This window comes from Aquimarina latercula DSM 2041, assembly GCF_000430645.1.
GTDB lineage: Bacteria > Bacteroidota > Bacteroidia > Flavobacteriales > Flavobacteriaceae > Aquimarina > Aquimarina latercula.
The window spans coordinates 135,758-147,178 of record NZ_AUMK01000010.1 but is presented as its reverse complement, the minus strand read 5'-3'; the positions used below and the strand labels follow the sequence as shown (position 1 = coordinate 147,178).

Genomic DNA, 11,421 nt, shown 5'->3' with positions numbered 1-11,421 from the left:
TTAAAAAAAAGGCAAAAGTACTGCCAAAAAACTTAAAAATCACTATCGCATTTTTTTAAATATTAACATAGTTTTGTGTTGTAAATCAGATATTTAAAACGTTTTTTTTAATCTATTCTAATCAAATTAGAATGCAATTATTTTATTATGAAAAAAAAATCATTAATCGTAAGAGTTCTTTTTTTATTTTTAGCACTAGCAGTATGTCTTAGCTGCGAAACACCAGAAGATGAAATAAACGAGATCCAAATTGAAAAAAAAGGAGTTGATAAAGATATTGAAAGACCAGGTTCTCAAGGCGGGAACTAATGTATTGTCAGATGAAAAAGTACCTTTTAAAATAAGAATATTAGGCACTGTATTTATAGTGCTTTCTGGCTTACTTTTATATTTAGATAAGTTTTTAGCAGTACTAAACATAGAAAGTGAGTATACCTTTGGATATTCGAAATTCAGTAATTTTATATGGGCGTTTACGCAAAGTATTGCGCCCATTTTTATGATATTAGGTGTTTATTTAAAACCATATAAAGCATCTTTTTTGATAGCAATTTATTGCTATGGATTGCAGCTGATTTGGATTTTTAGTGCAGAACATTCTGACGATTTCCTAGGACATATGTTTGCCATAGGAATTTGTGTGCTATTTATGATCATTGTTTTTATAATCAAGAGTTTAATAAATAGCTTCGGACGTAAAAAAACTAAAGAAGAAGAATTTGTTATGGAGGCTAAAGATGTTCTGGAAATGTTAAAAGTCAAAGTTTTAGAAAGTAATAGCATTTAATCATGGTGGAAAAGGATTTAAACTCTGAAATAAAAGACTTAAAAGAGCTCTTATCAAAAGATCAAATATCTTTGTACGACGCGATAGATCAATTCATTTTTCTAATTGAGAATTTCCAAAAAAATCAACATGAGGATATCGTTTTGTTTAATGTTGAAATGTCATCTATCAACAGGGAATTAATAGAAAAAAATAATAAAATAAAAGAAAGGATTAAAAGCCTTAATCGTATCATCGTATTGCAAGAATTAGGTATAAAATTTGATCAAGAAGAAATTAATAGTTTACTTTCCAAGTAACCAAATTTATTCTTCTTTTGTTTTAGAAACACTACTACTGCTTTTTAAAATAATATGCTTTTCCATTAATTCAGCTTTCGCTTCATTTCGGTTCAGATCAATTAATAGTTTAATTGAGGGAATATCGAGAAATTTTTCTTTGTTTTCTTTTCTAAAACAAAATTCTACCATTTCCCTCATAGTTAAAGATTCTAGGCTTGAAACATCCATAGCAATTTCACTTTCATCATTTTCCAGAGTAAGCTTGGATATTTTTCCATCTAAAAAGTCTTCTAAAGTTTTTGGAATCCTTTGCGTTCCATATTCCCATCCCTGAATAGTTCTTGCAGAAACACCAACTAACTTACCTAATTCAGCTTGAGTCAGGCTAAGTTTTTTCCTTTTTGCTTTTAATTGATCTTTATTCATTCACTTTATTGTGAACGCAAATATTTCGTATAATTTTTATTTTATTGTTATTAATACGAAAATATTGCGTATATTTATGCTCAACGTTTAAATATACAAGTTTTAAATACAAAGAAACTATAATCTATACGATAAAATTGCGTGTTTCAACAAAAGAATAGAATTGTTAAAACCAAAACTATGTATTAGAGCATACCCCTACGGTTTCTTATTTCGATTTATTCTTTATGTGAATCAGGAAACTTAATCTTATGGTAAAGAAAAAAAAGAGAAGAACAAAAAGGGAAAAGGTAGAAAGTTTATTAAAAAATTACAATTCAATTTTCAATATACTAGGACTTGAAAAGAAGGCAAAATTTCCGAAAGGTACAATTCATAAGTTCCTAAGATATGAAAGAAGATTAAGTGATGAAAGGATACATGAAATTGATCAGTTAATCTTAAAATTAATTGAAAGCTATGAAAAAGAATTTCGAGATAACTAAATCTCTTTAAACTATAAAACTTATGCATCATTCTAAACCTGATAAAGATGAATATATCTTTAATATTATCAAAGCGCTTCAATTGAATCCGATTGAATTTGAACAAAACCGAATAGATGGAGCAGCTTATGAAACTATCTTATATAATTGGGCAGTGAATTTATATCAAGAAGGAAAAAGTTGCGATGAAGCTTTTAGAATTATTCTTGAGAAACGAGTACAAATTCTTTATTCCATTAATGGAAATATAATGCTAGAAGATACTATGGTAACTGATAGGAAATATCAAAAAGTACTAACCAAATTACAAACAATCTCCGCGTATGATGATCTCAAAGAAAAAGAGAAACAAAGTATTAGAAGAAAAGCCATTGCGCTTATAGAAACCCGATTATGGAGTATCTCTGAAGTGGTTGAGTTTATTGTAAAAATCATAAAGAATAGTATCAAAACAGAAGAAGAGCAGAAGAAATATAAAACAACAATTATAGATAAAAACCAATCCAAGGATAACAGTTCGGAGTTCTTTTTGGAATTCAAAAACTTATTAATCTCTAAAACTAACCTAAATGAAACAATATTACGATCGTCATAATTGCAAATTAGGTTTGTGATTAATATCCCCAACCCAGAAGATAGAAGGGTGCTTTTTTTTTGGTATACTTTACCTAGCTCTTGATTTCCTTTTTTGTAAGAGCGCTTACTTTGTGCAGTATTCCCTATACTTGAAGCACCTTGATATCTTCATTATCCGTTGCTAATTAATATACTCGACAATTTCAAAACAAATCAAACTAACTAATCATGAAAAACAACATTCTAATCACAGGGATATGTGTTATCCTAACCCTCTTTAAGGCTCATGCTCAAGTAGAAAAAGAATCCTCTAAAGATACTATAGAGATTATTCGATTATGTGGATTTACTGATACTTATGACTGTGTTTTTGGGATTCATATAGATAAACAAAAAGCTATAGAAACAGTGCTAACTATTATGGATGCTGGCAAAAGTTCCGATACTATACTGACCGAAATGATCATTGCTACAGAGATAATGGAAAAAGATAAAGGGTTATCAATTTATCATTAGTTTGAAAAGGTATCATCCAAAGGATACCATAAAATCACCCAAAAAGAATTCATAAAGCTTAGTGCCACAGAAAAAAAGGCTCTTCTTGGCAATAGTCTATAGCCATTAAATTATTAATAAATGACATTTTACAACTATATCACAGAATGATCTCATACGAGCATAAAATATTACAAAAGGTATTAAAGCAGTTGGATGGCATGAGTAAAATAGATGCTTTTGATCTTCTGCAAAAAATAGAAGTATTGTTACATGGTCAATCTTCACCCATCCGATACGAACATTTAAAAATGAAAATGGATAAGAATTTTATTCAAAATGCTGTAGTGCCCATTGGGAATAGTGGGTACTGTTATTTAATAGATTCCAGTCATCGACTTAAAATATATGAGTTTAGATCATTGTTCTCTTTTGGGTTTTTAGGAAATACGCTGTATTACACCTCTACAGATGATCACAAGCTACTTCCATTTACCAATAAAAATATAAAAAACACCTTCGACCGAACTAATTTACGTTATATCATAAGACAGTTTTTAGAAGAAAATAGAGTAAAGAAGAAGAATTCTAAAACCAAAAGATTACTGCTGTTAGAATTACTGGATATGGTAGATCAATTTTAAAAAAAAGACACAAAGCAAATCATACTATCAAGTGTTTGTCATATTATAACCATGAATATTTTCAAAGAATATGAAAAATAAACAAGCTTGCTTACGGAATTCCGTAACCAACTAATATGTATATCAAGTAATTTTGCCTTTTGGTATAAAATCAGAAGTTGTATGTATAGAACAATGTACTATAAAACAATCACCTACAATACGGGGGTCAGGTGATCATCCAATTACATAAACTGATTAATTTCAAAACTTTGCTGAACACATCTAAAATATATTATCCAACAATTTTTAAAAGATAACAACATGAAAAAAAGAAGCTCTAAAACCAAAAGATTGCTTTTATTAGAGCTGCCAGATCAGGTAGCCCCACAACCAAGAAAAAACAAAAGTTGAGTTTATGTAATAGGTTATTGGGCGCTTGATCGATCAGGATATTTTAAAGTGTTTTATTTTGGGTAAATAAATTTAGAAACCTTTTTCAAGCGCCTATTACCTTTTTAAAAAGGTACGGGGAAAAATTATGTAGTAACTAGAAATATAACTAATTTTAAATTTATTAACTGACAATATTTAATGAGTGCAGTACAAATAAAACTCCACGTGGATGGATACATCTTTAACGTAGAGCATCATACATTTGGTTTTATACAATCATCAGATCATACGGGCAGACCTTCCAAAAAACCAATAAATAATTCTTTTGATTTTAGCGTTTACGGAAGTAAAGATACAATCTTGTTTTATGAATGGGCATCACATCCTTCAATGCAAAAAGACTGCAAAATCGAATTTGCGTCTGTTCATGGAAACACAAAAACCAGAGTTGTAGAATTATGGGAAGCGCACTGTAGTCACTACAGGTTACATTACAATCATGAAAGTAGCGAAGCTTTTATGATAACTTTTAGCTTATCTCCCGCGACAATTCTCCATAATGGACAAGTTTTGATGTCTCATTGGTGGAGAATCAAAGACCCTTTCACACCGCAAGTTGCGCCTGTGGAAAAAGAAGAAAAAGAACCAAGAATAATTGATGGTTGGTGGTCGTACGATGAAGAAGGAAACGAACCATATAAATATTCCAAAGAAGATAATTCAACAATAATTCCTGTAGGTCATATAATGTATTTTCACGCTGAAACTAAAGATATAGATTCTGACGAAATTGAATTTCAATTATATGATGATGATGGGCTTTTGTTTGATGATGATAAATTCCCAAATGACCCAATAAAAGATTATGCTTGGACTAATGAAAATGGTATTGCTACTGTACGGTTAGAACTTTCAGAAAATTTTAAGTCCGTAATTATGGCTGAATTAGATAAAAGAATTGAGTTATACTGGAAAGTTTCTTACAAAGGTAAATCAAAAGACTTACCAGAGGATTCAAGCAAGCGTTTAAGAGTTAACTACATACGTGATTTATATATTACTCCCTGTACAAAAGGAACTAGTTTACCAGAGTATTATGATAAGAAAGGAAAGCTTATTGTGTTTGCTATAAAGAGAATAGGTAATATGTTAGATGCCACAGGCATAGAGGGCGCTATTGAAAATTTTATAGTATTAAAGACTAGAATTCGCGAAACTATTGCCTTGTCCTCAGAGCTAAACACCGTTAAAAGAAGCATTTATGAGGAAGTAATTGATATTACCACCAACCAAACAGTTTCCTCTAAAAATTATGTTGTCGAAGAAGCTGCAAGTATGGTTATAAAAAATGATACTTCTTATGCCCTTGTTAATGAATCAGAAGAAATGACTAGAAAAACTTTTAGTCAATACTTTAATATTCAGGACGCTAAAAGAGGAACAGTAAGGGTTTTTAAGCAAGCAAAAAAAGCCCTTAAATTCTTGGATTTTATGAATGTAACCAAAACAATGTATAGTGTATTCCCTCAAGATAATAATTCGGGCGTACCAAAACCTTCTTCTGTTGTCAGTATTTTTTCTGCTTTTTCTAAAACAAAAATATGGTCACACCTTTCTAAAGACGTAGTCCAACAAAATGCTAATAAAATGATAGCAAAAGCAGCCGAAAAGCAAGTAATAACGGAAGCTATGAAAAACGCAACAAAAAACGGATTATCAAAAAAACCTACAGTTTTAGCCTCCGAAGCTTTAACTGGTCTCGGTTCTCTTATGTTTGTTGCGGATGTAATTGCGACAGAAACAGTTAATAATTTGCTTAATGATTTTAATGAAGATATGGATCAAAAGTTCAATCTTATCAAAACTAAAGGATTGACTGCCACAAAATTATTTGTACAAAGTCAAGGAGGGAAAATAAGTGGGTACAAATACCACGAGGACGTTTCGGAAAACCTGCATTGTAAGATTATGAATGGGGAAATTACAACTTTTGAAGAATTCGATAGTTATGCAGATGAAGGAAATTCAGAAGTTTTCTTTACTTATTTTTTTAAGATAGTTCATGATTCTGATAGAAAAAAAGATATGTATGTACTAGATTGCGTTATGCAACAATAAAACTAATATGAAAAATTATATAATTACAATATCGTTTCTTGCAAGTGTTTTAATAATTAATAGCTGTCGTTTTAACCCAGATGTGGAGTTTAAATCCTGTGTATACAATGACTTACCTGTTAAATTATACTATGACACAGAAGATTCTACTGAGTCAGTATTGATAATCCCTCATAAATTGAAAATAACAAATCATTCAAGAAAGCCAATAGCTTTTGGGGCAATCTACTATTCAACATTAGGTTATCACGACAATGTTCTCTATAAATTAAGTGAAGGTGATTTGAATAGAATGAGTCAAACAAGAAATGACACCATTATATTAGATAGAAATTCGATTTCCGAGTTTGTTCATTATTCTCACATGAAGGTTTATCGAGAAAATGATGTATCCTCTTTTTGGAATAAGTATAAAATGAGAAAAGAAAAAGACTCTGACACCCTTGTATTAGCTAATTATGTGGATTTTAAAAGACAATACCCTGATATAATCGATTTTATTCAAAAATATAATAAGACCATTGATGTGTTAATTTGTGACCCAAATGTATTAGAACCCTCTTCGTGTAAATTAGTAAAAACAAATATAAAATATGAATGAGGATATAGGATTGATAGAAGTGGTAATTGCAATAGTGTTAACTACAATTACTTCTATTTGGGGGTTATTTAGAAAAAAGAAAAAAAGAGAAATAATAGAAGAAAAGAAAAAAAACGCAGAGGTAATAGACCTTACGAAATACCCATCTTTCATCTATAACTTAGACAATATTGAGATAGAAAATTTTCATTATGCAGAAGAACATGAAATTCTAGTTCCTACTTATGATGGTTATGGAGGAACGGCTGTCGATTATAAAATGGGAACTACATTTAAAACAACCTTCTTTATTTCGTTTGACCACGAAAAGCACACCTACACAGCTGAGATAGACTTGCCTCTTGAACACACTTCTTTACGAATGAGGATTTATAAGAAAAAAGAAACCAAAATATATGTATTACCAGATGTGTTATTATTGGATTTGAGGTTTTTCGGATTTAATAATCTTGAATTTTTACCTTTTGAAAGAATAGAGAATTAGTATGTAAGACAGAAGAAGTTATTTTTAATAATAACTAAAATACTACCAGTTGATTTTGAGCTGATCGAAAAGAATTTAATTTTTAATCTTTCTACTGCTTTTATGATCAAATAACAATTTTAAAAAAAATAAAGGGGAATTTTTAACATTAATAAAGAATAAAATTCCCTATATTATACGAGTAACAATATTAACCAAATTAATTATTACACAATGAAAAACTTTTTTAGAACAAAAAAATTAATTAGCATTTTTTGCTTAATGTTGATTATTATTAGCTGTACCAAAGAAGAAGACACTACCACAAATCCGGATAACAATGTTGTTCTTTTGGAGGGCAATGAAATAAGCCAAAAAACTATTGATGATATTGTTGCTGAAATGAAATCAATAGGTGATTCACAAGGGAAAACAATTGAGTTTGAGTTAAAACATCTTACTAAACCAGACTATCATAAGTATTTTAAGATTCAAGAATTGACTCAAAAAATTATGATATTTAATAATGCAGATAAACCAGAATCTTTTCTTGCTAAATCAGGAGATAATTACACGGTAACATGTACCTATGGTGATGGATCAACAGAAACCACAGAATGCGGTGCAAGTGTTCGTTGTGCGGGAGCTGCTACTTGGGCTTGCATCGATAACGGGGGGTGTGCTACTGTTTGTAATGCTAGAATATCATATACCCCTGCTTGGAATAAAATCACTGCTGAGAAAACTTCAAAAGAAAAATCTATAGATGAAGTCCTTAAGCAAGTGGAACAAAACACTATTGCAAAAAAATCAAAATCAAAAGCAATTGCAGTTACGATCAATTTTGATGGAGATAAGTTCTGGTTAAAGCAACTTCAAGAACTTGACGAAAAATCAATTCAATTAAGTGATGGAGTCACTGGTGATGACCCACAATTAGCAGGAGGTTGGCAAGTTGATTGTTATAATGGAGATGGACAATTACAGTGGTCAGGAACTTATGATAGTAGAAATGATGCTGGAGCAGCGGTAATTTTGTGTACCGATGGTGGAGGTTGTGCTAATGTTTGTTCAGTTCAAGCGATTTACTTTCCAGGGGACGATCCCACATTATAATCTTAATTATAAACTAAAAGACTGTCCATAGAAAGACAGTCTTTTTTATTTAAAAACATCTGAATAACTGTAAGGGATATTTTTTTATTGATATGCTGCCACGGTTCTTATGGTTTTTTTTATACTGCCTTGGTCTATCCTTCTTTTTGGTCTTTTCTTATTGTGGCATAGAATCTTTTCTTGAAAGTAAAGACTATTATCAATCCTAAGAGACCTGCTAAATATGGATACCTAGTAACATTTTCATCTATCCAAAAGGTGCTTGCAAATTTATTTATAAGGTAAGTTCTTCTTCTTTTCATCTTTTTTTGTTAATTCTTTTCCCAGCTTAATAATATTCATCACTAAAAGAACTGCGGAAAGAACTTTTAATACAGTATTTACAGTATCTTTTTTAGGAGTACTTTCTATTATTCTATTTAAATTATTTCTATTCATAATATTTGATTTTTTTAATGGAATATAGTTTCCTTTATAGTCTATGTGCGTCTCGTAGTTTTTTTGTTGCAGCTACTACTTCGGCATATTCCTTAATTATATATTTAGATACGAATAATACTCCATATAAAGCCACTACAACTACAACACCTTTTATAACAGGGTTTTTTAAAAGCTCCTTGGAATGTTTCGTTAGAGTGTTAGTTCCTTTTTCTGAAAATGATTTCTCTTGAGACCTTTTCCTTCTAATTATTGTTTCTCTTCTCATATTTTTATCGTTACAAAGTTTTTGATATTTTACATTATCGACCACTACGGATATCTCCATTAATTTATCATGGAATAATACTCAAATAAGGACGTGGTAAAGTTGGGCTGTGATGATGAAGATTTTGGGAATTTCAGAAAAACAATTCATATATCCAAGCGCAAATGCAATATGAATATTGGTAATCGGTACGCTATCGTTGTGTAAAAACAATGTTAAAAAAAACACAAATTATGCGTCGTCTCTTTAATGATAGGAAGTTCCAATTTATTACCCCCATTAATTCAATTATGGAAAACTGTAGTAAAAAACGGTACGAAAATAAACTGAAGATAATTTAGACTTAAATGTTTACTTGATTTTCATGAATTAAGTAAACATTTATGAAACTATGCCAAACATAATCTAATCATCATAAAAACTTATTTTAAGGACTTTTAAGAGCTTTTTGTTTACTTAATAGACAATGTTTACATTAAGTTGTTTTGACTTATGAGGGCTTTTAATATTAATTTTTGCTATTTCAAGTATGTATCTTTTCTTTTTAAAGAAAAGATACAGCTCCTTCCTATAAGGGAAAGATACAGCTCACTCCTATAAGGGAAAGATACAGCTCACTCCTATAAGGGAAAGATACAGCTCACTCCTATAAGGGAAAGATACAGCTCCTTCCTATAAGGGAAAGATACAGCTCACTCCTATAAGGGAAAGATACAGCTCCTTCCTATAAGGGAAAGATACAGCTCCTTCCTATAAGGAAAAGATACAGCTCACTCCTATAAAAGAAAATTTTCATGTCATTCTTAATAGAAAAGATTCACATGAATAATTATTGCATTCTGCCAACTTTCATTCTAGTTTTGACTGTTACTAAATAAAAAGTTAAACTTTTTTCATTTCTATCTAATCAGAAATCGGTACGAAACATCAACAAAAAAAATCTTGTAAAACTCTAAAAACTAGATTGTCAATCGGGCTGTGTATTTTGCACCAGATACACACGACATCGGGCTATGTATTCGATTCTTAAACGGGCTGTGTATTCTTATCTGTAAATTAGCAATATTAAAATTTCTTGATCGGGCTATGTATTTTGCGCCGAATACACACGACATCGGGCTGTGTATTTTTAATTCTATATCGGTACGTAGAAGCTCTGTGAATTTCTGTTGGTAGCTATATAATATCCTTTTTACAATTATTAGGTTGTCATATTTTGTTAAGAAAATCTACGTATTAGATAGTGTCTATTATGATTATGAATAATGCGTTAATAACCCATAATAATTTACATTTACTACATTTTAGATAACAAAAATTAGCTTTAAGATGTATATAAAGAATATGAAAATTACTGCCTCCTAAGTATCCGTCCGACTATCATTCTAATTTTTGCCTTTACGAAATAAGAAGTTAAACTTTCTTAAGTTCTATAAAATGAGAAATCGGTACGAAACACCAACAAAAAAATTCTTGTAAAACTTTAAAAACTAGATTGTCAATCGGGCTGTGTATTTTGTACCAGATACACACGACATCGGGCTATGTATTCGATTCTTAAACGGGCTGTGTATTTTGCACCAAATAGACACTCCAAAAACCATGGCAAGACCAGTGTTTATTAGTGCTTGCTATTTTTTAATAAGATTCTTGATTGTGCTGTGTATTCTTACCTGTAAATAAGCGATATTAAATTTACTTAATCGGGCTATGTATTTTGTGCCGAATACACACGACATCGGGCTGTGTATTTTTAATTCTATATCGGTACGTAGAAATTTAATAAGTAGCTACCTGTATGTATCGTATATTTCTAATAAATGCCAGTTATGCTATATTTAAAAAAGATTCTTACCAAATTATTTAATATCTATAATAATAGAGTCTAAATCACTTTTCATCTATCAAAATCTAAATTAATTTACATTTATTTGAATTTTAATAGGAAAAAATTGTTTTAATGTAAATTGAATATTGGAAAATCCATAATATTTATGTTCTCAATACTTATTGTGAATTACTTTGTATCGATAGCAATTTGATTTTGGTTGTGTTTGTTGTTAAATCTCTGGCAACTCAGAAACAGCATCTTTATCATCTAAGAGACCAAGTGATTTTAAATAACCTTTAGTCATTAGGGTGAGTTAGCAAAGACGGATAAGATGACTTATTAAATTACTATAATTGAGATACTCTATTAATTATACCTCTCGAGGTAGTTTTACTATTGTAGTGATTTGAATGTATTTTAGGTTATAAGCCAAGGCGTAAAACTTATCAAGTTCAATAAATCTGTTCATTTTATAAGTTTACATACGATTTAACACTTAAATGAACCTTTTTACTAT

General features: G+C 30.2%; 14 protein-coding genes. 11 read left to right on the top strand and 3 right to left on the bottom strand.

Annotated features, from left to right (window positions below; translation table 11 throughout):
• Positions 1-147: 147 nt before the first annotated feature.
• Genes H526_RS31740 through H526_RS0109675 form a run of 3 tightly spaced genes read left to right on the top strand, consistent with a single transcriptional unit; the run spans position 148 to position 1,086 of the window.
• Positions 148-309 (top strand): hypothetical protein, encoded by a 162-nt coding sequence (locus tag H526_RS31740; protein WP_155839651.1) that lies wholly within the window; start codon positions 148-150, stop codon positions 307-309.
• Complete coding sequence (locus tag H526_RS0109680; protein WP_162144485.1) at positions 266-787, top strand: hypothetical protein; 522 nt, start codon at positions 266-268, stop codon at positions 785-787. Before H526_RS31740 ends, H526_RS0109680 begins: the two co-directional genes overlap by 44 nt.
• A 2-nt stretch (positions 788-789) precedes the next feature.
• Positions 790-1,086 carry a hypothetical protein gene (locus tag H526_RS0109675; protein WP_027392818.1) on the top strand — a complete coding sequence of 99 codons (297 nt, stop codon included), beginning with the start codon at positions 790-792 and terminating at the stop codon, positions 1,084-1,086.
• A gap of 6 nt (positions 1,087-1,092) precedes the next feature.
• On the opposite strand, the gene H526_RS28785 is transcribed toward H526_RS0109675, so the two are convergent.
• Positions 1,093-1,494 carry a helix-turn-helix domain-containing protein gene (locus H526_RS28785; protein ID WP_035085104.1) on the bottom strand — a complete coding sequence of 134 codons (402 nt, stop codon included), beginning with the start codon at positions 1,492-1,494 and terminating at the stop codon, positions 1,093-1,095.
• A 251-nt stretch (positions 1,495-1,745) separates the two neighbouring features.
• Between H526_RS28785 and H526_RS0109665 the strand changes: the two genes are divergently transcribed.
• The 8 genes from H526_RS0109665 to H526_RS0109625 all read left to right on the top strand — a co-directional run bounded on the left by H526_RS0109665 (position 1,746) and on the right by H526_RS0109625 (position 8,367).
• On the top strand, positions 1,746-1,979 hold the full coding sequence (locus H526_RS0109665) for a hypothetical protein (RefSeq protein WP_027392817.1): 234 nt from the start codon (positions 1,746-1,748) through the stop codon (positions 1,977-1,979).
• A gap of 22 nt (positions 1,980-2,001) precedes the next feature.
• Complete coding sequence (locus tag H526_RS0109660; protein WP_027392816.1) at positions 2,002-2,574, top strand: hypothetical protein; 573 nt, start codon at positions 2,002-2,004, stop codon at positions 2,572-2,574.
• Positions 2,575-2,783: 209 nt separating this feature from the next.
• On the top strand, positions 2,784-3,071 hold the full coding sequence (locus H526_RS0109655) for a hypothetical protein (RefSeq protein ID WP_027392815.1): 288 nt from the start codon (positions 2,784-2,786) through the stop codon (positions 3,069-3,071).
• Between the two features lie 146 nt (positions 3,072-3,217).
• Positions 3,218-3,694 carry a hypothetical protein gene (locus H526_RS0109650; protein WP_027392814.1) on the top strand — a complete coding sequence of 159 codons (477 nt, stop codon included), beginning with the start codon at positions 3,218-3,220 and terminating at the stop codon, positions 3,692-3,694.
• A 573-nt stretch (positions 3,695-4,267) separates the two neighbouring features.
• A complete protein-coding gene (tssD, locus tag H526_RS0109640; RefSeq protein ID WP_027392813.1) occupies positions 4,268-6,187 on the top strand; it encodes a type VI secretion system tube protein TssD in 1,920 nt (639 codons plus the stop codon).
• A gap of 7 nt (positions 6,188-6,194) precedes the next feature.
• The gene (locus H526_RS0109635; protein ID WP_027392812.1) at positions 6,195-6,788 is read left to right on the top strand and encodes a hypothetical protein; all 594 of its coding nucleotides are present in this window, start codon (positions 6,195-6,197) and stop codon (positions 6,786-6,788) included.
• Positions 6,781-7,272, top strand: a complete 492-nt coding sequence (locus tag H526_RS0109630) for a hypothetical protein (RefSeq protein WP_027392811.1) — start codon at positions 6,781-6,783, stop codon at positions 7,270-7,272. Before H526_RS0109635 ends, H526_RS0109630 begins: the two co-directional genes overlap by 8 nt.
• 213 nt (positions 7,273-7,485) lie before the next feature.
• Positions 7,486-8,367: a hypothetical protein gene (locus tag H526_RS0109625; RefSeq protein ID WP_155839650.1), complete on the top strand. Its 882-nt coding sequence runs from the start codon at positions 7,486-7,488 to the stop codon at positions 8,365-8,367.
• A gap of 270 nt (positions 8,368-8,637) precedes the next feature.
• Here H526_RS0109625 and H526_RS31735 read toward each other — a convergent pair whose 3' ends face one another.
• Both H526_RS31735 and H526_RS0109610 read right to left on the bottom strand, forming a co-directional pair.
• Positions 8,638-8,805, bottom strand: a complete 168-nt coding sequence (locus H526_RS31735) for a hypothetical protein (protein WP_155839649.1) — start codon at positions 8,803-8,805, stop codon at positions 8,638-8,640.
• Between the two features lie 34 nt (positions 8,806-8,839).
• On the bottom strand, positions 8,840-9,133 hold the full coding sequence (locus H526_RS0109610; RefSeq protein ID WP_027392809.1) for a hypothetical protein: 294 nt from the start codon (positions 9,131-9,133) through the stop codon (positions 8,840-8,842).
• Positions 9,134-11,421: the final 2,288 nt, after the last annotated feature.